We start from the raw sequence: 25,842 nt of genomic DNA, 5'->3' as shown, positions 1-25,842 counted from the left end.
CGCCGGCTATGGATTGACCCGGCGAAGCGTCAGGTTGATCCGGCCGCCGGATTTGAGCAGGGTCGACGTCCCGGGATAGATCCGATCAACGCCGTGGAAGCACAAACGACCTTCACCACCGAGAATGAACACGTCGCCGCTTTCGAGCTTCAAGGATCTCGTCCGGTCCGTCCGGGATAGACCGCCGACACGGAAAAGACAGGTGTTTCCAAGCGAGATCGAGAGGACGGGGGCCGAGAGATCAGCTTCGTCGCGATCCTGGTGCAGCCCCATCCTGGCGTCGTCGGCATAAAAGTTGACGAGGCAGGCCTCGGGGTCTTTCTCGAAACCGGAGAGCTCCCGCCAGAGGTCTAGCAGCACCTGCGGGATACCGGGCCAGGGGCGACCTGTCAGAGGATGCGTCGGCTGGTACCGATAGCCACGCTCCTTGTCGGTTACCCAGCCAAGCGGTCCGCAATTCGTCATGCGCACCGACATGGAACGACCGGAGCCGGGCATGACGGGAACATAGAGCGGTGCCTCGGCGACGATGGCGCGGATGATATCGACAAGGTTCTCCTGCTCGTCGCGCGAAAGACGTCCCGGCAGGTAGGAAAGACCGGGCTGGAGGCTGATCTCGGCTTTCGTTGCGGCCATGCTCAATCCCCCGACGGCTTGCCGCGCATCTTCTTCACATCCGAGCGGCCGGACTTTTCCTTGAGGCGCCGTTCGATCGAGCCCTTCGTCGGCTTTGTCTTCCTGCGGGGCGGCGGTGGCGGCTTGGCTGCCTCCAACAGCAGTTCCTTGAGGCGATCGCGGGCATCCTCGCGATTGCGGTCCTGGCTGCGGAAGCGGCTGGCCTCGATCATCAGCACGCCTTCCTTGGAAAGGCGCTTGCCGGCGAGCCTGACAGCGTTCTGCTTCACGCGATCATTGAGCGCGGGAGATCCGAGCAGATTGAAGAAGAGCTGGACAGCGGTCGAGACCTTGTTGACGTTCTGACCGCCCGGGCCGCCCGCCAGCACAAACTGTTCCGTCAGCTCCCAGCCGGCGATCGTGATGCGGTTGTTGATCTCTAGCGGTTCGCTTGCCATGTCATCGGTCTCTTTCTCGGCTTCCATATCGGCCGCAAAGACTTCAAAGGCAAGCCTGAAGCGAAAGAGGCCCGGCAACATGCCGGGCCTCTTCTTCATCGTCAAATCAGTGCATCATTCGGCCGCGAGACGGATGCCCGGGGCTGCGTCACGGACCTTGCCATCAACGTGAGCTTCGAACTTGGCGAAGTTGTCGATGAACATGCCGACCAGCTTTCTGGCTTGCGCGTCGTAAGCCGTACCGTCTGCCCAGGTGGAGCGTGGGTCGAGGATCTTCGTATCGACGCCAGCAACTGCGACCGGGACGGCAAAGCCGAAATTGGCATCCGTGCGCATTTCGACCTTCTTCAGCTCCCCGGTCAATGCAGCGGTCAGGAGGGCACGCGTTGCCTTGATCGGCATACGGTTTCCGGTGCCATAGGCGCCACCGGTCCAGCCGGTATTGACGAGCCAGCAATCGACTTCATGCCGTGCGATCAGGTCGCGCAGCAGGTTACCATATTCGGTCGGATGACGCGGCATGAAGGGTGCGCCAAAGCAGGTCGAGAAGGTGGCTTCCGGTTCTGTCACGCCCTTTTCAGTGCCGGCCACCTTCGCCGTGTAGCCCGACAGGAAGTGGTACATGGCCTGTTCCGGCGTCAGCCTGGCGATCGGCGGCAGAACGCCGAAGGCATCGGCCGTCAACATGATGATCGTCTTCGGATGCGGCGCGATGCCGGTCTCCGATGCATTTGGAATGAAATGCAGCGGGTAGGCGCAGCGGGTGTTTTCCGTCAGCGAGCCATCGTTGAAATCCGGGATACGGTTTTCATCGAGCACAACGTTTTCGAGCACCGTGCCGAAGCGCCTGGTCGTGGCGAAGATCTCCGGTTCAGCTTCTGCCGAAAGACGAATGGTCTTGGCGTAGCAGCCACCTTCGAAGTTGAAGATGCCGTTTTCGCCCCAACCATGTTCATCGTCACCGATCAAGGTGCGCTTCGGATCGGCCGAGAGCGTGGTCTTGCCGGTGCCGGAGAGGCCGAAGAAAACGGCGGCGTCGCCATCAGGGCCGACATTGGCCGAGCAGTGCATCGGCATGACACCCTTGGCCGGCAAGAGGTAGTTGAGGACGGTGAAGACCGACTTCTTCATTTCGCCAGCATAGGACGTGCCGCCGATGAGGACGATGCCATTGGTCAGGTCGCAAGCGATCACCGTCTCAGTGCGGCAGCCGTGGCGGGCCGGGTCTGCACGGAAGCTCGGCAGATCGATGATGGTGAGCTTCGGCAGAAAGCCTTCCAGGGCTGCGCGCTCCGGACGGATCAGGAGGTTGCGGATGAAGAGAGAGTGCCAGGCAAATTCTGTCACGACACGCGTCGGCAAGGCATTTTCCGCGTCTGCGCCACCAATGAGGTCCTGAACGAAGAGGTCCTTGCCTTCGACATGGGCCAGCATGTCCTGGTGCAGCACCTGGAAGTGCTCCGGCGACATCGGCTTGTTGTTGTCCCACCAGATCTGGCCATCGGTCATTCCATCGCGAACGACGAACTTGTCCTTGGCCGAGCGACCTGTGTGCTGGCCCGTCAGGGCGCGCAGGGCGCCATCTGCCGTCAACTCGGCCTCGCCCCGGCGAACGGCCTCTTCATAGAGAGCCGCCTCAAGGAAATTGTAGCGAATGCTGGCGGCCTTCCCCAAGCCGATATCCGTGATCCCCGCAACGGGGTTCCTCACGCCGAATTCCTCCATGGGTGCGCCTTCCTCTCACATGGGCCAGAACTGAATGCGCGAAAATTAAACGCCGGGACACCAAAACGCAAGGTGGCGCACCAAAAAAATCAATAATATCAATTATTTAATCGATTTAAAATGAGAAATGACCTTTTTAAATCGTTTAGTTCCGCTTCTATTCCATCGTGAAATGAAGCGATCGAAACAGCAAATCTGACATTTGGCCTGAATCTGCCCGGCACGCCCCTTCCCCTCTGCCACAATTTGTTCCACCTTTATCCCCATATCGCACTGCCATGGAACCAGAGCTGGGCTGGACAGACCAGGAGCAGCGCAACGATGACGGAGACGTATATCATGCAGACGATCGCCCTCGTGGATGACGACCGCAACATTCTGACTTCGGTGTCCATTGCGCTCGAAGCAGAAGGTTACAAGGTCGAAACCTACACCGACGGCGCCTCGGCTCTCGACGGCCTTATCGCCCGTCCGCCGCAGCTTGCCATTTTCGACATCAAGATGCCGCGCATGGACGGGATGGAACTGCTGCGCCGCCTGCGTCAAAAGTCCGACATTCCGGTGATCTTTCTCACATCCAAGGACGAGGAGATCGACGAGCTCTTTGGCCTGAAGATGGGCGCCGACGACTTCATTACCAAACCCTTCTCTCAGCGCCTGCTGGTCGAGCGCGTGAAGGCGATCCTGCGTCGGTCAGCGAGCCGTGAAAGCTTTGCGGCCGGCAACGGTCCTGCAAAGGGCAGCCCCGAGCAGCAGGCCCGGACGCTCGAGCGTGGCCAGCTCGTAATGGATCAGGAGCGCCACACCTGCACCTGGAAGGGTGATCCGGTGACGCTCACCGTGACGGAATTCCTGATCCTGCAATCTCTCGCGCAGCGCCCTGGTGTCGTGAAGAGCCGCGACGCGTTGATGGACGCGGCCTATGACGAGCAGGTCTATGTGGACGATCGCACGATCGACAGCCACATCAAGCGGCTGCGCAAGAAGTTCAAGATGGTCGATACCGACTTCGACATGATTGAAACCCTTTACGGCGTGGGCTACCGCTTCCGCGAAGCAGCATGAGATCTCGTCGACATGGCGCCTGACGACGAACAGGTGGGCTGTCGAGACGGGCGAAAGGCAAAGGTTTGACCCAGCAGGTTGACGAAGGACACATGGAGGAGCCGGATTCCGGCTCCGAACAGCGTCGGCTGTTCACCCATCCCTTCACGCTCATCCGGCGGATCTTCGGCCACGCGCTCTTTTCGAGCCTGACGCGCCGGATCGTCTTTTTCAACCTGGCCGCGCTCATCGTTCTGGTTGCCGGCATCATGTACCTCAATCAGTTCCGCGAGGGGCTGATCGACGCCCGCGTGGAAAGCCTGCTGACCCAGGGCGAGATCATCGCAGCGGCCGTCTCGGCCTCAGCCTCCATCGATACGAATTCGATCACCATCGACCCCGAAAAGCTGCTCGAACTTCAGGCTGGCCAGAGCATCACGCCGGTGCCGAAGGATGAGGATCTGGAGTTCCCGATCAATCCCGAGCGCGTGGCGCCGGTTTTGAGGCGCCTGATCTCGCCGACACGGATTCGCGCCCGCCTGTTCGACGCCGACGCCAATCTGCTGCTCGATTCACGGCATCTCTATTCGCGCGGTCAGGTGCTGCGCTTTGACCTGCCACCCGTCAACAACGATTCCAGCAGCTTCACCGACTGGATCACGCGACTCTTCAACACGATCCTGCAGCCTGGAAATCTGCCGGTGTACCGCGAGGCACCCGGCGGCGACGGTTCGATCTATCCCGAGGTCATGAACGCACTGACCGGTGTGCGTGGCGCCGTGGTCCGCGTGACGGACCAAGGTGAGTTGATCGTCTCCGTTGCCGTTCCCGTCCAGCGATCGCGAGCGGTCCTGGGCGTGCTGCTTCTGTCGACGCAGGCCGGCGACATCGACAAGATCGTGCATGCCGAGCGACTGGCCATCCTGCGCGTGTTCGGGGTGGCGACGCTTGTCAATATCGTCGTTTCGCTCTTGCTGTCGTCAACCATCGCCAATCCCCTACGCCGCCTTTCGGCCGCCGCCATTCGTGTGCGTCGCGGGGCGAGGGAGCGCGAAGAAATCCCGGACTTTTCCATCCGCCAGGACGAGATCGGCAATCTCTCGATTGCGCTCCGGGAAATGACGACTGCGCTCTACGACCGGATCGATGCCATCGAAAGCTTTGCCGCTGACGTCAGCCACGAGCTGAAGAACCCGCTCACCTCCCTGCGTTCCGCTGTCGAAACGCTGCCGCTGGCCAAGACCGACCAATCCCGGCAGCGGTTGATGGACATCATCCAGCACGACGTACGGCGCCTCGACCGCCTGATCAGCGATATTTCGGACGCCTCGCGTCTCGATGCGGAACTGGCTCGCTCGGATGCCAAGCCGGTCGATCTCGAAGTCCTGCTCTCTAGTCTCGTCGATATTTCGCGGGAAATCCGCAGTGGCAAGAAGGCCGTGAAGATCGAATATGTGATCGACCAGAAGCCCGGATCGAACCAGCATTTCGTTGTAAACGGTCATGATCTTCGCCTCGGCCAGATCGTCACCAACCTGATCGAGAACGCGCGATCCTTCGCGCCCGCAGACAGCGGCCGTATCCTCGTGAGGCTGTCGCGCAATCGAAGCCGCTGCCTTATCCAGATCGAGGACAACGGCCCGGGCATCCAGGCCGAGGATATCGACCGTATCTTCGAACGCTTCTACACCGACCGGCCGGAGGGCGAGAGCTTCGGCCAGAATTCGGGCCTTGGCCTGTCGATCAGCCGCCAGATTGCCGAAGCCCATGGCGGTACATTGAGAGCCGAGAATGTCATGGATCCGGCTACCGGGCGTATCACCGGTGCGCGCTTTATGCTCTCCCTGCCTGTCGAGACATCAACGTGAACACGGCCCCCGCCAACATTCACGGCACTGCTATTACCGTTGACGGCATCGGGCTCCTGTATCTGGGGCCGTCGGGTGGCGGCAAATCGGGCCTCGCCTTCGACTGTCTGGCAGAAGCTCGGCTGCGGCAGCTGCCCGGCGCGCTGGTTGCGGATGATCGTGTCCTTATTCTGCAAGACGAGGACAGGATCATCGCCAGTTGCCCCGATGCAATTCGTGGACTGATCGAACTCCGATATTCCGGCATCGTCTCTGTCGACTACGTTGCTGAAGCCGAGATTCACTTCGCGGTCTTGCCGGTTCCCTCCAACGAAGGTGATCGACTGCCGCCGGACAATGAGAAAGCCGATCTGGCTCCCGGCATTCGACTGCCGGCCATCCGGGTGCCTCTCTGGAGCCGATTTCCACTCAGCCTGATTTTCGCGCGTATCCAGACGCTGAAAGGGAACGGCTAGGCCACACGCTGTTTTGGCTTGCACTTCGCGCTTTCATGGACATGATGGCGTCCCACTGATGGACGAAACGCCAATCTTGAGCTATTTGGCGAGAGATACGCTAAGAGGCAGTTGAGAATGATCGGACTTGTGCTTGTCACACATGGCAAGCTGGCTGAAGAGTTCCACCATGCGGTGGAACATGTCGTAGGCCCACAGAAATGTATCGAGACCGTTTCCATCGGCCCCGAAGACGATATGGACCAGCGTCGCCAGGATATTCTTGATGCCGTGCTGCGTGCCGATGATGGTCACGGCGTGATCATCCTGACCGACATGTTCGGAGGCACGCCCTCGAACCTCGCCATATCAGTCATGAACACGGGTCGGATCGAAGTGATCGCCGGCGTGAACCTGCCCATGCTGATCAAGCTTGCCGGTGTCCGCGGCGACAATGACATGGACCGCTCCCTCATCGAAGCCTCGGAGGCCGGGCGCAAATATATCAATGTCGCAAGCCGTGTTCTCAGTGGTAAGTGACGTCATGATTGATCCGATCTCGCGCGATCTCCTGATCATCAACAAGCGCGGCCTGCATGCCCGAGCCTCCGCGAAATTCGTCCAGACGGTAAGCGGGTTCGATGCAAAGGTCAGCGTATCCAAAGATGGCACGACCGTGGGCGGCACTTCCATCATGGGGCTGATGATGCTCGCCGCGAGTCCCGGCTGCTCGATCTCCGTCTCTGCTTCGGGCAACCAGGCACACGATGTGATGGAAGCGCTCGCGACGCTCGTCGCCGATCGCTTCGGTGAAGAGATGTAAAGCATCGCGACATAAAGACATAAAGACTTCTTTATGTCAGATTGCGTCCGATGCCTTTCCCTGCTAGAAGACGAGACAAGCCCCGCAGACAAATCTGCGGGAGAGCCAGTCAAACCATCCGCATCAAATGCGGATCGGGTCGCATCCAGCCGGAGAATCCCATGAGCAAACATGATTACGTGATCGCAGATATCGGTCTTGCCGATTTCGGCCGCAAGGAAATCAGCATCGCCGAAACCGAAATGCCGGGCCTCATGGCCTGCCGTGAAGAATTCGGCGTCAGCCAGCCGCTGAAGGGTGCGCGCATTACCGGTTCGCTGCACATGACCATCCAGACCGCCGTGCTGATCGAGACGCTCGTCGCTCTCGGCGCCGAAGTGCGCTGGGCATCCTGCAACATCTTCTCGACCCAGGACCATGCGGCGGCTGCCATCGCTGCCGCCGGCATTCCGGTCTTCGCGATCAAGGGCGAATCGCTCACGGACTACTGGGAGTATACCGACAAGATCTTCCAGTGGACCGATGGCGGCCTGTCCAACATGATCCTCGATGACGGCGGCGATGCCACCATGTACATCCTGCTCGGCGCCCGCGCCGAAGCTGGCGAGGACGTTCTTTCCAATCCGCAGTCGGAAGAGGAAGAAATCCTGGTCGCGCAGATCAAGAAGCGCCTGGCTGCAACGCCCGGCTGGTTCACCAAGCAGCGCGACGCCATCCAGGGCGTGACCGAAGAAACGACGACCGGCGTTCATCGTCTGTACGAACTCGCCAAGAAGGGCCTTCTTCCCTTCCCGGCGATCAACGTCAACGATTCCGTCACAAAGTCGAAGTTCGACAACAAGTATGGCTGCAAGGAATCGCTGGTCGACGGCATTCGCCGCGGCACCGACGTGATGATGGCCGGCAAGGTCGCCGTTGTTTGCGGTTATGGTGACGTCGGCAAGGGTTCGGCCGCATCGCTCCGCGGCGCTGGCGCCCGCGTGAAGGTGACGGAAGTCGATCCGATCTGCGCCCTGCAGGCCGCCATGGACGGCTTTGAAGTGGTCACGCTCGAGGACGTCGTTTCCTCGGCCGACATCTTCATCACCACCACCGGCAACAAGGACGTCATCCGCATCGAGCACATGCGCGAGATGAAGGACATGGCGATCGTCGGCAACATCGGCCACTTCGACAACGAGATCCAGGTCGCATCGCTGAAGAACCTGAAGTGGACGAACATCAAGCCGCAGGTCGACATGATCGAGTTCCCGAAGGGCAACCGCATGATCCTGCTTTCGGAAGGCCGCCTTCTGAACCTCGGCAACGCGACGGGACATCCGTCCTTCGTCATGTCGGCCTCATTCACGAACCAGGTTCTTGGCCAGATCGAGCTGTTTACGAAGAAGGATGAATACAAGCCGGGCGTCTACGTCCTGCCAAAGCACCTCGACGAAAAGGTCGCTCGTCTGCATCTCGAGAAGCTCGGCGTGAAGCTGACACAGCTTTCCGACGAACAGGCGGCCTATATCGGCGTCACGGCACAGGGTCCGTTCAAGTCTGAACACTATCGCTATTAAATTATAGCTGGATAATATCTACATCTAGTAGGCGGCGCCTTGACAAGGGCGCCGCTTTCTTTTTTGGGGCCCGGCCTTCCCGACCCTATCCATCGAAGGTATTGTTTTTGGACTTGATTCGTGAACTGCACGAGCGGTCCGCGGATACGGATGTCTTGTCGACGATGCGGCACATAATAAGACGGAGACAGACCGAAAATGTCGGTACATCAACGAGCCCCGCGTCAGCGGGATACGGCTATGACGGCCGGTTCTCCAAGCCTCTGGCGGCCAGCTACAGACCTGACGACGAGTGTGCTGCGTAAAGTGGCACAGCGTCCCGCCGTGGCAGCAATGCGACGCTTGTTGACCTGCGGCAGCGCCCTTGCCGGCTTCCTCGCCCCTGGAATCGTTCTTGCACAATCTGCCGGCGCACCAGTCCCTGCCTTCGACAGCATCGATGTGGCGGGTTATGCGGTGCTTTTGGGCACGATTTCCGCTTCCCTCATCTTCGCCGCAGTGCTCCTTCGGCAGCGCAACAGGCTCGACGTCGAGGTCCGCGAACTGCGCTCCGCCTATTCCGACAGCCAGTACAAGATTTCCCGCTACCAGACCCTTATTGCCGACAAGAACCGGCGCACCGTGATCTGGGAAGGCCACAACGGCAAGGCAGAACTGCTCGGCCAGCTTCCCGCCGAAACGGGTGCCCCACAGCAGGATCCAGATTTCCTGGCATTCGGGCGATGGTTGAAACCGCAGTCAGCAACCGAGGTCGAACGCGCCATCGAAGCTTTGCGCCTGCATGCCAAATCCTTCGAGCTGGTGGTGGAGACCCAGCGCGGCGAAGTGCTCGATGTCCAAGGCAATCTCTATGGCGGCCGCGCCTATGCCCACTTCGTTGCTCTCGACAACCTGCGGGCGGAACTCGCCGAGCTGAAGATTGAACGAAATCGGCTCCGGAGCTCGATTGCGACCTTCGAGTCGCTGCTTGATTCGATCGAACAGCCGGTCTGGCAAAGAGATGCCGAAGGTCGTCTCGTCTGGGTCAACCAGGCCTACAGCGATGCCGCCGAGGCTTCCTCGCCCCAACTGGCGGTTCAGGAAGGACGCGAGATCTTGGGCACCCTGACCCGCGAGAAGATCAAGGCGTCGGCAACCCCGGAATCGCCGTTCCACGACACGGTCTCGACGGCGGTGCGCGGCGCGCGCACCTACTTCGACGTGGTCGATGTTCGTGGCCCGACGGGTTCCTGCGGCATGGCGATCGATGTCTCCTCGGCCGAGACCCTTCGGGAAGAACTCACCCGAACGCTCAAGAGCCATGCCGATACGCTGGACCATCTGGCCACGCCGGTCGCGATCTTCGACGCCGACCGCAGCCTGCAGTTCTACAACCAGGCCTTCCAGCAGCTTTGGGGCCTCGAAGCCAAATTCCTCGAAAGCCGGCCCGATCATGCCGAACTGCTCGACCGGCTTCGGGCAGCGCACAAGCTGCCGGAACAGCTGAGCTGGAAAGCGTGGAAGGAAAACTGCCTCTCGGTCTATCGCGCGCTGGAGACCCAGACGGATCTCTGGCATCTGCCAAACGGACAGACGCTTCGCGTGATTGCATCTGCGCACCCGCAGGGCGGCGCGACCTGGGTCTTCGAAAACCTCACAGAGCAGGTCAATCTGGAAACCCGCTACAACACGCTGGTCCAGGTACAAGGCGAAACCATCGACCATCTGTCGGAAGGCGTGGCCGTTTTCGGGCCCGATGGCCGGATCCAGCTCTCCAACCCCGCCTTCCGCGCGCTCTGGGGTATCACCGAGGCGCAGGCCGCCTTCGGGACGCATATACGCCTGCTCGAAGCGGCCTGCGGCCCGTCCTATGACAAGCCTGATGGCTGGAAGGCCTTCGGCAAGATGATCACGAGCTTCGAGGACGAGCGACCTTCGAGCCAGGGCACGCTGGAACTCTATTCGGGCCTCGTGCTCGATTACGCCGTAACGCCGCTGCCGAATGCGCAGACCATGCTGACCTTCGTCAACATGACGGACAGTGTTCGTGCGGAGCGGGCACTCAAGGAGAAAAACGAGGCGCTGCAGAAGGCCGACGAGCTGAAGAACGATTTCGTCCAGCACGTCTCCTACGAATTGCGCTCGCCTCTCACCAACATTATCGGCTTCACCGATCTGCTCAAGACCCCGACAATCGGCCCGCTCAACGAGCGTCAGGCCGAATACATCGACCATATCTCGACCTCGTCTTCGGTGCTCCTGACCATCGTCAACGACATTCTCGATCTCGCAACGGTCGATGCCGGCATCATGCAGCTCGACTATTCTGAAATCGATCTTAGTGACCTTCTCGATGATGTCTCGATGCAGATGACCGACCGTCTGCAGGAGGGCGGCGTGACGCTGGAGATCGCCGCTCCGGCGCAGCTCGGCAATATGATTGCCGACCGGCAGCGGTTGAAGCAGATCCTCATCAAGATCCTCACCAATGCCGTGAACTACGCCCCCGAAGGCTCGGTTGTCTCGATGAAGTGCTGGAGAGAAGCCGATGACTTCGTCTTTTCGGTCCGCGACAGCGGCTGCGGCATGAGCGCGGATCTCGTCTCCTCGGCCTTCGACCGCTTCTCGACAAGCGCAAGGGGCGGCAAGCGGAGCGGGCCAGGCCTTGGCCTTTCGATCGTGCAAAGCTTCGTCAATCTGCACAATGGCGACGTCAAGATCGAAAGCGAGCCCGGAAACGGGACGACGGTCTATTGCCGAATTCCCTCTGCCAGTCTACCGCAGTTGATCGCCGCCGCCGAATGAGCGCCGAGGCCACCCCGCTTACAATCCACCTCGCCGACGACCGTGCCACCGCACTGTTCGGCGAGGACTTGCTTCTCGCCCTCCAAGTCGGCGACTGCATCGCCCTGGAGGGTGATCTCGGCGCCGGGAAATCCACGCTGAGCCGCGCCTTGATCCGAGCCATCGCGGGGGACCCGGAATTGGAGGTTCCGAGTCCGACCTTCACTCTTGTCCAGAACTACAACCTCAGCATCCGCGTCGCGCATTTCGATCTCTACCGGCTGTCTGACCCAAGCGAGCTCGACGAGCTGGGTCTTGACGAGGCACTGGCAGACGGCATCTGCCTGATCGAATGGCCCGACAAGGCGGGCCGCGCGCTGCCGAAGAACCATGTCGGGATCACATTTCAATTCGCTCCGGACGGTGGGCGCAATCTGACAATCCAGGCACCGGAAGCGAAACTTGCCCGGCTGCGGCGTGTGATGGACATCCGCCGATTTCTCGAGGACAACGGTTACATCGGCATGCACAGGCGCCACCTCACCGGTGACGCATCCAACCGTGCCTATGAGTCAGTCTATCCGGCCAACGGGACCACGCGGCTTGTGCTGATGGATGCCCCAAAGCGGCCGAATGGTCCGCCAATCCGTGATGGCAAGCCCTATTCGCAGTTGGTGCATCTGGCAGAAGATGTCCGGCCCTTTGTCGCGATCGGACAGGCGCTCAGGGAGCGGGGTTTTGCAGCTCCCGCAGTGCTGGCGCAGGAACTCGATGCCGGACTGCTTCTGTTGGAAGACCTCGGAGAAGAGGGCATTCTGGACGATCTCGGCAAACCGATTGCCGAACGGTACCGTGCCAGCGCCGCCTGTCTTGCCGCCATTCATGATACGCCCTTCGAGCGCGAGATCATCATCCCCGGCGGGCACCACCACATCATCCCGGACTTTGATCGCGCTGCGATGAAATTCGAGGTCGAGTTGCTGCTGGACTGGCACCTCCCCTGGAAACGCGATGGCCAGGCGGTCTCGACGGCAGAGCGCGAACGCTATCTCGACATATGGGATCATCTGATCGACGAGCTGGCGAATGCCGACACATCGATCGTGCTCCGCGATTTCCATTCGCCGAACATCCTCTGGCGGGGGGATCGCGAGGGGCATGACAGGGTCGGATTGATCGACTTCCAGGATGCCATGATCGGGCCGGCGGCCTATGATGTGGTCTCGCTGGTCCAGGATGCGCGGGTCACAATCGAGCGCCCCCTCATGGATCTATTGATGGCCGATTATCTTTCTGCGCGAGCAAGGATATCGGGCTTCGATGAAGCCTCCTTCCTGAAAAGCTGGGCGATCATGTCTGCGCAGCGGGCCTGCAAGCTGAACGGGCTCTGGGTGCGTCTCAGGGATCGAGACGCAAAGCCCGGCTACATGCGCCATCTTCCCCGCACGCTCTGGCATCTCGCGGTGGCTTTCGAACATCCGGTCCTCGCCCCCTTGCGGAACTGGTGCATAGAGGCTGGAATCGAACTTCCCGAATCACCGGCCTGAAAGAGATGATCATCAAGCAAGCCATGGTGCTGGCGGCCGGACTCGGTACGCGGATGCGCCCCATTACAGAGACGATGCCGAAACCGCTGGTCCGCATCGGTGGAAAGCCGATGATCGATTATGTGCTCGACGCGCTGATTGCCGCCGGGGTGAGGACGATCGTGGTCAATGTCCACCATCATGCCGACCAGATGGAAACGCATCTGGCAAAGGAAAAGCGCGTCGAGATCAGGATCTCGGACGAACGCGACCGGCTGATGGACTCCGGCGGCGGCCTGGCGAAAGGGCTCAAATTGCTCGACCAGGATCAGCCTGCTCTGGTGATGAATGCCGACCTCTTCTGGGTCGGCGAACCGGACGGTGAGCCGGACAACCTTTCCAGGCTTGCGAAACAGTTCGATGCCTCTCGCATGGACATGTCGATGCTCTGCGTCGAACAGGACCAGACCACGGGTCACAACGGCAAGAACGATTTTTCGATGGCGCAAGATGGTCGGCTCACCCGCCATGTCCCCGGGGCCGCGAATCCGGTCGTGTATGCCGGGGCACTGGTGCTGATGCCGCATATGCTCGACGACGCGCCCAAGGGTCCCTTCAACCTCAACATCTATTTCGATCGTGCGATTGCCGCCGGTCGCCTGTACGGCTCAGGCCTCAAGGGTCAGTGGCTCACCGTCGGGACGCCTGATGCGATCGCGCCTGCTGAAGCTGTGGTCGCCCGATACGTCAGGAGCGCCTGAGATGATGGCAAAGGCGCCGCGTCTGCTGACAATCCCTCCGGGCCGGCCCTTTCTCAGGACACTGACGGAGGCACTGCTCGACGGACGTCTCACCGACGGCTTCCGCTACGATCCGGATGATCCCCTGGCGCTGGCTGCGGTGACACTACTCGTGCCGACCCGACGGGCGGCCCGCGTCCTGCGCTCGGAATTCGTGGACCTGCTGGGCGGCCGCGCTGCCATTCTGCCCGATATCCGGACACTCGGAGAAACCGACGACGACAGCGGCTTCTTCGATCTCAATGCTCCCTCTCTCATGGATCTCGCACCGCCCGTCAGCGGGACCGTCATGCTTCTGGAGCTGGCGCGCCTGATCCTCGCATGGCGCAACCAGTTGCCTGACATCGTGCGGTCGATCCATGCCGACACGCCGCTCGTCGCGCCCGCCAGCCCGGCCGATGCCGTCTGGCTGGCCCGTGCGCTCGTCGAGCTGATCGAAGCTGCAGAGACGGAGGGATGTGACTGGAGTGACCTAGATAAACTTCAATCCGCAGACTTTGGGTCCTGGTGGCAATTGACGCTGGAGTTTCTCAAGATCGCGACCAGTTTCTGGCCGGCGCGCCTGGAGGAACTGGTGCGATCCTCTCCGGCCCGCCATCGCGATGCCGTGCTCAGGGCCGAGGCAGAGCGTTTCCGCAGACAAGGTGCAGATGGCCCGGTCATCGTTGCGGGTTCGACCGGCTCGATCCCGGCTGCAGCCGAGTTGATCGCCGCAATTGCCGAACTCGACCACGGCGTCGTGGTGCTGCCGGGGCTCGATCTCGACATGCCGGACGACGACTGGGAAAAGCTGAACGATCGGGATATCTCTCTGATGCGACAGAGCCCGGCCGTACGGGGGCATCCGCAATATGGCCTTGCGCATCTGCTTCGCCACATGAAGCTCGAGCGCGCTGATGTCCAGGTGCTCGAACCCGCAATGCAAGCCCTCAGAGATCGAGCCGAGTTCCTGTCTCGTGCCATGGCGCCTGCGGAGGCGACAGACACTTGGAAAGCCTGGCGCGGGGGTATGGATGATCACCGAGTACTCAACGCTTTCCGCGATGTTGCGCTCATCGAGACGGCGAACGAGCGCGAGGAGGCAACCGCCATCGCGATCGCCCTTCGTCTAGGCCTGGAGCAGGCTTCGGACAATCCCGAAAGTCGCGTGGCGCTGATCACACCCGATCGCGCACTGGCGCGCCGCGTGATGTCCGAACTTGCGCGATTCGGAATCGAGGCGGATGATTCGGCGGGTACGCCGATGACCGGAACACAAGCGGCGATGTTGACCCAGGTGGTCGCCGAGGCATGCCTGCGTCCGGGCGATCCTGTGGCAATCGTGTCCCTGATCAAGCATCCGCTTGCGCGCTTCGGCTTCGCCGCCGAAGACATGCGCAAGGCCGCTGACACATTGGAACGGATCGCGCTGCGTGGTGGGCTGGCAACTCTCGATCTCGCGGAGATGGAGCCGCTGTTCGCAGGCGGGCTTGAACTGCATCTTGCAGACCGCCACAAGCCGCAGTGGCGTATCGCGATCAGCCCCGAGGAGATCGACCTTGCGCGAGAACTTGCCAAACGCGTGACGGCGGCGGTCGAACCGCTGGTCTCATCGCTTGTGCGGTCGCGCGATGGCCACATCCTCTCGCAAAGGCTCACCCTCAGCGACTGGGCAGAACGCACAGGACGCGTGCTGGAATCCGTCACCATTGACGAGCGCGCGGATCTCGCAGGTCTCTGGGGCGATGCGGCGGGCGAGGCACTTGCCCGGCTTCTCGCGGACGTTCTGGAGACGGATGGCCAGATCGAGGCAGACGGGGCGCAATGGGTCGACATCCTCACTGCGCTAATGGCAGGACAGGCGGTCAAGCCGCGGGCCATGCGGCATCCGCGTGTCTTCATCTTCGGCACGCTGGAAGCGCGCCTGCAGAATGTCGACATGATGGTGATTGGCGGTATGAACGAAGGCAGTTGGCCCGGCCAGACCAAGAACAATCCCTTCCTCTCACGCGTGATGAAGACTGAAGTCGGGCTTGAACCGCCGGAGCGGCAGATCGGCCAGGTGGCTCATGATTTTCAGATGGCTTGTGGCACCCGGAACCTGATTTTCTCACGTGCGCTTCGCCAGGGGTCCGCGCCGACGGTCGCCTCCCGCTGGCTGCAGCGCCTGATGGCGCTCGGCGGAACGTTGCTTGAAGACGCCATGAGAGAGCGTGGTCAGATCTATCGTCGCTACGCCGACCTGATCGACCAGGGGGAGAGCCAGGCTCCGGCGCAGCGACCGGCACCGCGCCCGCGTGTCGATCTGCAGCCGCGTTCCTTCAGTTTTTCCGAAGTCGGGCGGTTCAGGCGCGACCCTTATGCCATTTATGCGAGGCGGATCCTGCGCCTCGATCAGATCGACACCTTCAATCAGGATCCGGGTGCGGCCGAACGCGGAACACTCTATCATCGGATCGTTGAGCGCTTCATCCGCGAGGGACATGACCCCGATCGTCTCGACGCTCTGGAGATCCTCCACCGGATCACCGACGAGGAATTCCTTGCCGAGGCCCTGCCCCTTCATATCGATATCGTCTGGCGGCAACGTTTCTACAGCGTCGCCTCGGCCTTCCTCACCTGGGAGCGACAGCGCCGACCGGAAATCCGGCGATCGCTGACGGAGGTGCGGGGCAATGTGTTGCTGCGTCCGATCGACATCACCATCAGCGGCATTGCAGACCGCATCGACATACGAGGGGGTGGATTCGCCGACATCATCGACTACAAGACCGGCCTCAATCCAAGCGCCAACCAGGCGCGCAGCCTGCTCGACCCACAATTGGCACTGGAGGCAGCGGCCCTTCTCGAAGGCGCCTTCAAGCCGGCCGGTGACGTGAAACCCCTTAACCTCGTTTACGTGCGACTGCGGCCCGGCGACCGCTTTTCGACAGACCAGGTGAACAACGAGATGGCCACGCGCGGCGACAGCAAGAAATCGGCTCTCGAGCTTGCAACGCAATCCGTCGATGAACTCGGTCGGTTCGTTCAGGCACTGCAAAGCGGCGAGCGCGGTTATGTGTCCCGTCTCATCCCGGCGGAACAGAACAGCTACGGCGGCGAATACGACCATCTTGCGCGTGTCGCGGAGTGGTCGACGGCGGAAGCCGAAGAAGGAGCCGGGGATGAGTGACCTGCAATTTTCCCTGGATGCGCTTCCCACGGGCAGCGATCCGGCTACCTGGCTTGGCTGGACGACACTTGCCCAGTCACGTGCCTCGCATCCCGGCCAATCTGCCTGGGTGTCCGCCAATGCAGGTTCGGGCAAGACGCATGTCTTGACACAGCGCGTGATCCGGCTGCTGCTCGCCGGTGCCCGCCCCTCCTCTATCCTGTGCCTGACCTATACCAAGGCGGCTGCGTCTGAAATGTCGAACCGCGTGTTCGAGCGGCTTGCCGAATGGGCGACGCTGGACGATGCGGAGCTCGCGAAGCGCATCACCGCCATCGAGCAGAAGGAGCCCGACCGGGCGACACTTGCGGCTGCACGGCGGCTCTTTGCCAAGGCACTGGAAACGCCTGGTGGTCTGAAGATCCAGACGATTCATGCCTTTTGCGAAGCCCTGCTCCACCAGTTTCCGCTGGAAGCGAATGTCGCCGGCCATTTCAACGTGCTCGACGACAGAGCGGCAGTGACCGTGCTCGCCGAAGCACGTCGATCGCTGCTGACAGCGACCTCGACGGAGAATGACGCAGTTCTGGCGGAAGCCTTCTCGCAAGTCCTCAGCATCGCCGACGAAAGTGGGCTTGAAGCGCTGATCTCCGACACCGTGGCCAATCGGCATGCGATCCGCGCCTTCAGACAGCGTGCGGAACTGGCTGGCGGTCTGGACGCCGCTCTACGCACAGGGCTCGACATCGGCCCGCTGGAAAGCGAGGCCAGTCGCGCGGAAAACTACTGGCCCCTCGCCGGTCTGTCGGGCGGCAATTTCAGCCGCTATATCCAGCTCGCTCTCGAAAAGGGCGGCGAGAAAGTGCGCGCGGTAGCGGAGGTGCTGGAGAAGGCGCTCGTGGAAACGGATGGGGTGGAGCGGGCAAGACTGCTGGACCAGGCCTTCCTGACTGGCCAGGAGGCGCCGAAGGCCGACAGTTCGCTGATCGCGGCTGCCATGACCAAGGCCGCCCCTGACCTCAAGGATGCTGTGATTGAAGCGCGGGATCATGTCGTTGCCATGCGCGATCGGCTGCGGATCTTCAGGATGTACGAAGCGACGCGCTCAGCTCTCGCCCTCGCCTTTCGTCTCGACTGGGACTACGAGGAGCTGAAGAAGCGGCGCTCGCAGCTCGATTTCGAGGATCTGATCGTTCGCACCGCCCGGCTCCTGACGCGGGGCGATGTCGGCGCCTGGGTGCATTACAAGCTGGACCAGGGCTTAGACCACATCCTCGTCGACGAGGCGCAGGATACGAGCCCGGTGCAATGGGACGTCATTCGGTCCCTCAGGGAAGACTTCTTCACCGGCCTCGGTGCCCGGCCCGGCATCCGCACCTTCTTTGCAGTGGGCGATGAGAAGCAGTCGATCTACTCCTTTCAGGGCGCCCGGCCGGAGCAGTTCTCGCAGGAAGCACGCCAGACCGCACAGGCCGTGGCCGAGAGCGGGCAGAACTTCAACACGGTGCGTCTACCGCTCTCCTTCCGCTCGACGCAGTCGGTGCTGGCGGCCGTCGATCAGGTCTTCAGCTTTGCGGAAAACAGCCGGGGCCTGAGCGCCGGGGGCGATGCGGTCGTGCACCAGTCGAGCCGGATCGGGCATCCCGGGACGGTCGACGTCTGGGACATGATCGTGGCTGAAAAGCAGGAGAAGGACGAAGACTGGACCACTCCCTTCGACGCGACGCCGGAGAGTGCGCCCTCCGCCATTCTCGCCCGCCGCGTTGCATACCATATCAGCCAGATCGTGGCACGAGAGACGATCATCGAAAAGGGCCAGAAGCGGCTGATCCGCCCCGGCGACATTCTGGTTCTCGTGCGCAAGCGCGACGGGTTCGTCAATGCGCTGACCCGCGCCCTCAAGCGTCCGCACAACATTCCCGTTGCAGGCGCCGACCGCCTAAAGTTGACGAGTCACATTGCGGTCCAGGACATGTTGGCGCTCGGGCGCTTCCTTCTGCTTCCCGGCGACGACCTCTCGCTCGCTTCCTTGCTGAAAAGTCCCCTCTTCAACCACAGCGAAGAGGCATTGATGGATCTCGCGGCCGAGCGGCCGGAAGCCCAGAGCCTCTGGGCAAGACTGACCGAGCGCGCAGAGACCGACGGCGCCTGGCGAAAGACGCATCACCTGCTCGGCCTGTTCCTCGATCAGTCGCGGCAGCATTCGGTCCATGATTTCTATGCACGTGTTCTGAGCGTCCATGGTGGCAGACGGTGTTATCTGGGCCGCCTCGGCTCCGAAGTCAGCGACATTCTCGACGAATTCCTGACCTTTGCCCTGTCCTTCGAGACCAGCGGGCTGCCCGGCCTGCAGTCGTTCGTATCGACGCTCGAAATGGAAGCGCCAGAGGTCAAACGCGAGCAGGACAAGGAACGCAACGAAGTCCGCATCATGACGGTGCACGCCTCCAAGGGTCTGGAAGCACCCATCGTCTTTCTGATCGACGGGGGCTCAAAGCCGTTCAACTCCAATCATGTCGCGAAACTCAGGATCCTCGAAACGTCTCAATCGGTCCCGCTACCGATCTGGGTTCCGACCAAGGCGCTCGGCAACTCGATCTCCGCAAGCGATCTGGAAAGGCGCAAGGATCAGGCCGAGGAAGAGTATCGTCGCCTGCTCTATGTCGCGATGACCCGGGCTGCCGACCGCCTGATTGTGGGCGGCTATCGCGGGGTGCAGGACACGGGCGAGATCTGGCACAAAATGATCTCCCGCGCGCTCGGCGCGGATGAGGGCCGTTCGCGGCCCGCTGAGTTTCATGGTCCTGACGGCAGCTGGAGCGGATTGCGGTGGTCGCTCGGGGAGGCTGAGCGAGATTTGCCGCTGGTCGACCCGATTGCCGAGACCGAAGAAAAGCACAGCCTGCCGTCGGCCCTCGGAAAGTCGCTCCCACCACCGGTCAGCCTGCCGAGGCCGCTCAGTCCCTCAGGTGCGGGCAGCATCGTGGTGGATGACGACGAGGATGCGGTGACGGCGTCCGCACTGTTTGCAACCGAGGAAAAAGCCGATCTTGCCCTGCAGCGCGGGCGGCTCATTCATCGGATGTTGCAGAACCTCCCCGGAGTTACAGTAATAGAAAAGCGGGAGGCCGCAACGCGCTATGCGGAACGGGCCGCGCGGTTCTGGCCGGCCGAGCAGCGCGAGAAGCTCGTTTCGACAGTCATGTCTGTTCTGGAGGACGAGAACCTTGCTCCACTCTTCGGCCCAGGCAGCAGGGCAGAGGTTTCGGTCATGGGCACGATGCGGCTCAAAGGGGAGCTTCGCGCGGTGTCGGGCCGGATCGACCGAATGGCCGTGCTTTCTGACAGGGTCATTATCGCCGACTACAAGACGAACCGGAATCCGCCCTCGGATGCCGACCGGTCACCGCTCTCCCATCGGGTTCAGCTCGCGATTTACCGTGAAATCCTGCAGCCGCTCTATCCGGGTAAAGAGGTGGAATGCTGGCTGATCTATACCGAAAACGGCAGCCTGATCCGCCCCGACGAGGACTTGCTCCAGCGGTCTCTTGCCGACCTCGAGACATCGTGAGATACCGCATATTGAAATTGCTGCCGTGCGGCATCACATATCTTGTCAAATCCGTGTTTATGAAGGGAGAGCCCCATGGCTACCGTTAAAGTCGACAAGTCCAATTTCCAGGCCGAGGTTCTCAACGCTTCCGAACCTGTCGTCGTGGATTTCTGGGCCGAATGGTGCGGCCCGTGCAAGATGATTGCCCCGAGCCTCGAAGAAATCTCCAACGAACTCGCTGGCAAGGTGAAGATCGTCAAGCTCAACATCGACGAAAACCCGGAACTGGCCGCACAGTTCGGCGTTCGCTCGATCCCGACGCTTGCTGTTTTCAAGGGTGGCGAAGTGGCGGACATCAAGGTCGGTGCTGCACCGAAGACTGCGCTGTCCAGCTGGATCGCTGGCGCCGCCTGAGTTCCAAGCCATTGTAACAAAAGAAAAAGCCCGGTCTTCGCCGGGCTTTTTTCATGCCGGGACGGTGCCATTCTCCGCCAGCACATTGCCCGCGAGATAAAGTGAGCCGCCAATCATGATGCGCGGAGGGACCGATCCCTCCATCTTTTGCCGGATTGCATCGAGCGCTTCGCCCACGGAACTCATGGGCAAAGCCTTCAAACCCGCCTCGGCAGCGGATTGGGCCAAGGCTACGGGATCAAGCCCCACATCCGAGCCGAGGATCGGCACTGTGTAGACGTTGTGCGCAATATCGACGAAGGCGCGCAGGTAGCCGATTGGATCCTTGGTGTTGATCATGCCGATCACCAGACACAGCGGCCTTGCCTGACGCTCTTCCATGGAGACCATGGCTTCCGCGATCACCTCACCAGCCCCTGGGTTGTGGCCACCATCGAGCCAGATCTCGGACCCGGACGGCGCCCTTTCCACCAGACGACCTTCGGTCAGCCTTTGCAGGCGGCCCGGCCATTCGACCGACAGCATGGCCTTTTCGGCGACCTCTTCCGTCACCGGATAGCCGGCTGCCTTCACGGCGCGAATGGCAGTTGCGGCATTGCCGATCTGGTGACGACCTGGAAGCCGCGGCAGTGGCAGGTCCATCAGGCCGAACTCGTCCTGATAGACGAGCCGACCAAATTCCTCATAAGCGAGAAAATCCTGGGCAAAGACGGTGAGCGGACAGCCGAGGCGCTCGGCGGTGCCGATCAGCACATCCTTGGCTCCATCGAACTCCTGATGGCCGATCACCACCGGCACACCCCGCTTCATGATGCCCGCCTTTTCGGCGGCGATCAGCTCGACACGGTCACCGAGATAAGCCTGATGATCGAGCGAGATTGGCTGGATGATCGAGACCGCCGGGTTTTCGACCACATTCGTTGCATCGAAGCGGCCACCAAGACCGACCTCGATAACAGCAACGTCGGCTGGCTGCTCGGAAAAGAGAATGAACGTTACTGCCGTCAAAATCTCGAAAACGGTGATCGGTTTGCCGCCGTTGGCTTCGGCGACGCGGCGGAGCGCATCGGCGAACAGAGCATCGTCGACGATCTGTCCGCGGCCACCCTTGACCCCGATGCGATAGCGCTCGTGCCAGCGCACCAGATGTGGCGACGTGTGAACGTGGACGGAAAGTCCCTGAGCTTCGAGAAGCGCCCTGCAGAAGGCAGTGGCTGAGCCCTTGCCATTGGTCCCGGCCACATGAATGACCGGCGGCAGCTTCATGTGCGGATTGCCCAGCACTTCGAGAAGGCGGAGGATGCGGTCGAGCGAAAGATCATAGCCTTTGGGGTGCAGCCCCATGAGCTTTTCGATCTCGGCGTCGGCCAGGCTGACGATGGGGGCTGTCATCACATTCGTTCCGCTGCCGCGGCCTCACAGAACACGCAGATCAGGCCGAGGCCTTCTCAGCCGGCTTCTCCACCGCGGCGGGCACGGTGATGTCTTCGGCCGGGCGCTTGGTCATGATCTTCAGAACCCGCGCGAGCGTGTCGGGAATGTCATGGCGCTTGACGACCAAGTCGACCATGCCGTGCTCGAGGAGATATTCCGACGTCTGGAAGCCTTCCGGAAGCTTCTCGCGGATCGTCTGCTCGATAACGCGCTTGCCGGCAAAGCAGATCTCAGCGCCAGGTTCGGCGATGTGAAGATCGCCCAGCATCGCATAGGAGGCAGTGACGCCGCCGGTGGTCGGGTTTGTCAGAACGACGATATAGGGCTGGCCGGCTTCCTTGAGCATGTCGACAGCCACGGTCGTGCGCGGCAGCTGCATGAGGGAAAGGATGCCTTCCTGCATGCGCGCCCCACCCGAAGCCGGGAACATGACCAGCGGGCACTCTTCCTTGATGGCGCGCTCGAAGGCCTTCACGATCGCTTCGCCGGCGGCGATGCCGAGCGAGCCGCCCATGAAGTTGAATTCGTGGACGACGGCGACGAGCTTCAGACCCTGCACGCTGCCGACGCCTGCAACGATCGTGTCTTCCTGGTCGGTCTTGATACGACTGTCTCTCAGGCGATCCGTGTATTTTTTGGAATCGCGGAACTTCAGAGGATCCTGCGCCACCTTCGGCTGCGGCAGTGCCTCATACTTTCCACCATCGAAGAGATCGGTCAGGCGGGCCTTGGCCGGCATCTTCATGTGATAGCCGGAGGCCGGGATGACCCATTTGTTCTCTTCCAGATCCTTGTGGAAGACCATCTCGCCCGTTTCCGGGCACTTGATCCAGAGGTTTTCCGGAACTTCGCGGCGACCCAGCATGGAATTGATGCGCGGGCGCACATAGTTGGTGATCCAGTTCACGCGGCTTACTCCTGATGTTTCGGGCCCATATGGGGTGCTTATTCGGCGGCAGCAAGGCGCGCTGAGCGCACCCCGCTTGCCAGACCGCGCACCAGGGTGACGACAGCCTGAACCGTGTCCGCCGTCGCCTTTCCATCGGCTGTGAGATTGGTGGCAACCTGATTGACGATCGCGGTCCCGACCACGACGCCATCGGCATTGGCGCCGATCAGGCGCGCATGCTCGGCGGTCTTGACGCCAAAACCGACGCAGATCGGCAGGTCGGTGTGAGCCTTGATCCGCTGGACGGCGCCGGCGACGCGCGAGGGATCCGGCAGCGACGAGCCGGTGATGCCGTTCATCGAGACATAATAGACAAAGCCCGAGGTGTTCTGAAGAACGGTCGGCAGGCGCTTGTCGTCCGTGGTCGGTGTCGCCAGACGGACAAAATTGATGTCGCGGCTGCGGGCCGGAATGCAGAGTTCGTCATCCATTTCCGGCGGCAGGTCGACAACGATCAGGCCGTCGATCCCGGCAGCCAGTGCATCATCGAGGAAACGCTCGACGCCATAGACGTAGATCGGGTTGTAGTAGCCCATCATCACGATCGGCGTTTCATTGTCCGTCTTGCGGAATTCGCGCGCGAGATCGAGTGTGCGCACGAGGGTCTGGCCGGCCTTCAGTGCACGCTGGCCGGCGAGCTGGATTGCCGGGCCATCTGCCATCGGATCGGAGAATGGCATGCCAAGTTCGATGACGTCGGCGCCGGCTTCCGGCAGGGCCTTCATGATCGCAAGTGACGTGTCATAGTCCGGATCGCCGCCCATGAAATAGGTGACGAGTGCCGGTCGGCCTTCTGCCTTCAAGGCAGCGAAACGTTGGTCCATACGCGCAGTCATGATCAGAGCCCCATACCGAGAATCTTGCCGACAGTGAAGATGTCCTTGTCGCCGCGGCCGCAGAGGTTCATCACGATGATCTGGTCCTTGTCCATGTCAGGCGCGCGCTTGATGACTTCGGCCAGAGCGTGGCTCGGCTCGAGCGCCGGGATGATGCCTTCGGTGCGCGTCAGAAGCTGGAAGGCGGCGAGCGCCTCGTCGTCCCTGATCGGCACGTATTCGACGCGTCCCAGATCCTTCAGCCAGGAATGCTCCGGACCGATACCCGGATAATCCAGGCCAGCAGAGATCGAGTGACCTTCCTTGATCTGGCCATCGCCATCCTGCAGCAGATAGGTGCGGTTGCCGTGCAGAACGCCCGGAGATCCTGCTGTCAGCGAGGCGCAGTGCTCCTCACCCTCGAGACCCTTGCCCCCGGCTTCCACACCGACGATGCGGACACTCTCGTCGTCGAGGAAGGGGTGGAACAGCCCGATTGCGTTCGAACCACCGCCGACAGCGGCAACCAGCATATCCGGCAGGCGGCCTTCGGCTGCGAGCATCTGCTCGCGCGTCTCGCGCCCGATGATCGACTGGAAATCGCGAACCATCTCCGGGTAGGGATGTGGTCCGGCTGCGGTACCGATCATGTAATAGGTGTCGTCGACATTGGTCACCCAGTCGCGCAGCGCCTCGTTCATGGCGTCCTTGAGTGTGCCGTGGCCCGCCGTCACCGGCTTTACCTCGGCGCCCAGAAGCTTCATGCGGAAGACATTCGGCGCCTGGCGCTCGACGTCGGTTGCGCCCATGTAGACGACGCAAGGGATGCCGAAGCGGGCCGCAACCGTGGCCGAGGCCACACCGTGCTGGCCAGCGCCGGTTTCCGCGATGATCCGGGTCTTGCCCATGCGCTTGGCAAGCAGGATCTGGCCGAGGCAATTGTTGATCTTGTGCGAACCGGTGTGGTTCAGCTCATCGCGCTTGAAGTAGATCTTCGCGCCGCCGAGTTCTTCCGTCAGCCGTTCGGCGAAATAAAGCGGGCTCGGACGACCGGTGTAATGGGTGTTGAGATGCGCCAGCTCGGCCTGGAATTCCGGATCCGTCTTCGCCTTTTCCCATTCTGCCTGCAGGTCGAGGATCAGCGGCATCAACGTCTCGGCAACGAAGCGGCCACCGAAGATGCCAAAACGGCCGTCTTCGTCGGGACCTTCACGGAAGGAATTGGGTTTGGGTGACTGGTTCACTTGACACTCCCTGAAACCGGCTGCGCACGACTTGCTTCGGCAACGGCCGCAAAAAACTCGTCCATCATCTGCAGATCCTTGATGCCTGGCGCGGATTCGACGCCCGAGGATACATCGATGGCCCGCGCTCCGGTTTCCCGAAGCGCTTCCGCGATGTTGGCCTTGTTGAGCCCCCCGGAAAGCATGTATTCCACGCTGTCGTCAAGCGAACGCAGCAGGCGCCAATCGAAAGTAACACCATTGCCGCCCGGCAAATCTGATCCGGCAGGCGGCTTTGCATCGAAGAGAAAACGATCGGCAATCCCTATATAGGGCTCGATACGCCTCAGGTCATCGGCATCGCGGATGGAAAATGCCTTCATGATCGGAAGCCCGGTCACGGCTTTCACGGTCAACAGGCGTTCCGGGCTTTCGTGGCCATGGAACTGAAGGATATCAGGGCGCATCAACGCGATGATCTCGTCGAGATCGTCATTGTCGGCATCGACCGTGACGGCAACATTCTTGACACGACCGCGAACCCGGTCGGCGAGCACACCTGCGATATCGGGCTCGATGTTGCGCGGGCTTTTGTCAAAAAATATGAAGCCGATGTGGCTCGCGCCGCGCTCGGCCGCGCGATCGACCGCCTCCGGCGTCCTCAGTCCGCAGATCTTGATATCGGGTCTCATGGCAGCGAAGTCGCACG

At 61.3% G+C, this 25,842-nt stretch carries 20 protein-coding genes; 12 read left to right on the top strand and 8 right to left on the bottom strand.

The features are described from left to right. Positions 1 to 6: 6 nt before the first annotated feature. The 3 genes from LJE98_RS11535 to LJE98_RS11525 form a co-directional block, all read right to left on the bottom strand. Positions 7 to 636 (bottom strand): alpha-ketoglutarate-dependent dioxygenase AlkB family protein, encoded by a 630-nt coding sequence (locus LJE98_RS11535; RefSeq protein WP_229575351.1) that lies wholly within the window; start codon positions 634 to 636, stop codon positions 7 to 9. Between the two features lie 2 nt (positions 637 to 638). Then, positions 639 to 1,073, bottom strand: a complete 435-nt coding sequence (gene arfB / locus LJE98_RS11530; protein WP_229575390.1) for an alternative ribosome rescue aminoacyl-tRNA hydrolase ArfB — start codon at positions 1,071 to 1,073, stop codon at positions 639 to 641. A 114-nt stretch (positions 1,074 to 1,187) separates the two neighbouring features. Beyond that, complete coding sequence (locus tag LJE98_RS11525; protein WP_229575350.1) at positions 1,188 to 2,798, bottom strand: phosphoenolpyruvate carboxykinase; 1,611 nt, start codon at positions 2,796 to 2,798, stop codon at positions 1,188 to 1,190. A 339-nt stretch (positions 2,799 to 3,137) separates the two neighbouring features. Here LJE98_RS11525 and LJE98_RS11520 point away from each other — a divergent pair, with 339 nt between their 5' ends. The 12 genes from LJE98_RS11520 to trxA all read left to right on the top strand — a co-directional run bounded on the left by LJE98_RS11520 (position 3,138) and on the right by trxA (position 20,712). Continuing rightward, positions 3,138 to 3,863, top strand: a complete 726-nt coding sequence (locus tag LJE98_RS11520) for a response regulator transcription factor (RefSeq protein WP_229575389.1) — start codon at positions 3,138 to 3,140, stop codon at positions 3,861 to 3,863. A gap of 65 nt (positions 3,864 to 3,928) precedes the next feature. Then, positions 3,929 to 5,710 (top strand): stimulus-sensing domain-containing protein, encoded by a 1,782-nt coding sequence (locus LJE98_RS11515; protein WP_420710141.1) that lies wholly within the window; start codon positions 3,929 to 3,931, stop codon positions 5,708 to 5,710. Then, on the top strand, positions 5,707 to 6,165 hold the full coding sequence (locus LJE98_RS11510) for an HPr kinase/phosphorylase (protein WP_229575349.1): 459 nt from the start codon (positions 5,707 to 5,709) through the stop codon (positions 6,163 to 6,165). Before LJE98_RS11515 ends, LJE98_RS11510 begins: the two co-directional genes overlap by 4 nt. A 117-nt stretch (positions 6,166 to 6,282) precedes the next feature. Beyond that, entirely contained in the window at positions 6,283 to 6,684 is a 402-nt protein-coding gene (locus LJE98_RS11505; protein ID WP_148164974.1) for a PTS sugar transporter subunit IIA, read from the top strand. A gap of 4 nt (positions 6,685 to 6,688) precedes the next feature. Beyond that, positions 6,689 to 6,967, top strand: coding sequence for an HPr family phosphocarrier protein (locus LJE98_RS11500; RefSeq protein WP_267499010.1), 279 nt, complete (start codon positions 6,689 to 6,691; stop codon positions 6,965 to 6,967). 161 nt (positions 6,968 to 7,128) lie between these two features. After that, positions 7,129 to 8,526 carry an adenosylhomocysteinase gene (gene ahcY, locus LJE98_RS11495; protein WP_229575348.1) on the top strand — a complete coding sequence of 466 codons (1,398 nt, stop codon included), beginning with the start codon at positions 7,129 to 7,131 and terminating at the stop codon, positions 8,524 to 8,526. Between the two features lie 240 nt (positions 8,527 to 8,766). Further along, positions 8,767 to 11,310: a PAS domain-containing sensor histidine kinase gene (locus LJE98_RS11490; RefSeq protein ID WP_229575347.1), complete on the top strand. Its 2,544-nt coding sequence runs from the start codon at positions 8,767 to 8,769 to the stop codon at positions 11,308 to 11,310. Further along, complete coding sequence (gene tsaE, locus LJE98_RS11485; protein WP_229575346.1) at positions 11,307 to 12,836, top strand: tRNA (adenosine(37)-N6)-threonylcarbamoyltransferase complex ATPase subunit type 1 TsaE; 1,530 nt, start codon at positions 11,307 to 11,309, stop codon at positions 12,834 to 12,836. Before LJE98_RS11490 ends, tsaE begins: the two co-directional genes overlap by 4 nt. A 5-nt stretch (positions 12,837 to 12,841) precedes the next feature. Then, entirely contained in the window at positions 12,842 to 13,576 is a 735-nt protein-coding gene (locus tag LJE98_RS11480) for a nucleotidyltransferase family protein (RefSeq protein ID WP_229575345.1), read from the top strand. A gap of 1 nt (position 13,577) precedes the next feature. After that, positions 13,578 to 16,766: a double-strand break repair protein AddB gene (gene addB / locus LJE98_RS11475; protein WP_420710140.1), complete on the top strand. Its 3,189-nt coding sequence runs from the start codon at positions 13,578 to 13,580 to the stop codon at positions 16,764 to 16,766. Continuing rightward, positions 16,759 to 20,316 (top strand): double-strand break repair helicase AddA, encoded by a 3,558-nt coding sequence (addA, locus tag LJE98_RS11470; RefSeq protein ID WP_229575344.1) that lies wholly within the window; start codon positions 16,759 to 16,761, stop codon positions 20,314 to 20,316. The genes addB and addA overlap by 8 nt, the downstream gene beginning before the upstream one ends. 75 nt (positions 20,317 to 20,391) lie before the next feature. Further along, on the top strand, positions 20,392 to 20,712 hold the full coding sequence (gene trxA / locus LJE98_RS11465; RefSeq protein ID WP_136560009.1) for a thioredoxin: 321 nt from the start codon (positions 20,392 to 20,394) through the stop codon (positions 20,710 to 20,712). 51 nt (positions 20,713 to 20,763) lie between these two features. On the opposite strand, the gene LJE98_RS11460 is transcribed toward trxA, so the two are convergent. Genes LJE98_RS11460 through LJE98_RS11440 form a run of 5 tightly spaced genes read right to left on the bottom strand, consistent with a single transcriptional unit; the run spans position 20,764 to position 25,825 of the window. Beyond that, complete coding sequence (locus tag LJE98_RS11460) at positions 20,764 to 22,104, bottom strand: bifunctional folylpolyglutamate synthase/dihydrofolate synthase (RefSeq protein WP_229575343.1); 1,341 nt, start codon at positions 22,102 to 22,104, stop codon at positions 20,764 to 20,766. A 40-nt stretch (positions 22,105 to 22,144) separates the two neighbouring features. After that, positions 22,145 to 23,053, bottom strand: a complete 909-nt coding sequence (accD, locus tag LJE98_RS11455) for an acetyl-CoA carboxylase, carboxyltransferase subunit beta (protein ID WP_229575342.1) — start codon at positions 23,051 to 23,053, stop codon at positions 22,145 to 22,147. Between the two features lie 38 nt (positions 23,054 to 23,091). Further along, positions 23,092 to 23,931 carry a tryptophan synthase subunit alpha gene (trpA, locus tag LJE98_RS11450; RefSeq protein ID WP_229575341.1) on the bottom strand — a complete coding sequence of 280 codons (840 nt, stop codon included), beginning with the start codon at positions 23,929 to 23,931 and terminating at the stop codon, positions 23,092 to 23,094. 2 nt (positions 23,932 to 23,933) lie between these two features. Beyond that, entirely contained in the window at positions 23,934 to 25,154 is a 1,221-nt protein-coding gene (trpB, locus tag LJE98_RS11445; protein ID WP_229575340.1) for a tryptophan synthase subunit beta, read from the bottom strand. Beyond that, positions 25,151 to 25,825: a phosphoribosylanthranilate isomerase gene (locus tag LJE98_RS11440; protein WP_229575339.1), complete on the bottom strand. Its 675-nt coding sequence runs from the start codon at positions 25,823 to 25,825 to the stop codon at positions 25,151 to 25,153. The genes trpB and LJE98_RS11440 overlap by 4 nt, the downstream gene beginning before the upstream one ends. Between the last annotated feature and the right edge of the window lie 17 nt (positions 25,826 to 25,842).

Origin of the sequence: Rhizobium sp. 'Codium 1', assembly GCF_020889605.1 — a bacterium.
Taxonomy (GTDB): domain Bacteria; phylum Pseudomonadota; class Alphaproteobacteria; order Rhizobiales; family Rhizobiaceae; genus Allorhizobium; species Allorhizobium algae.
This window is presented reverse-complemented; position numbering and strand designations above follow the sequence as displayed.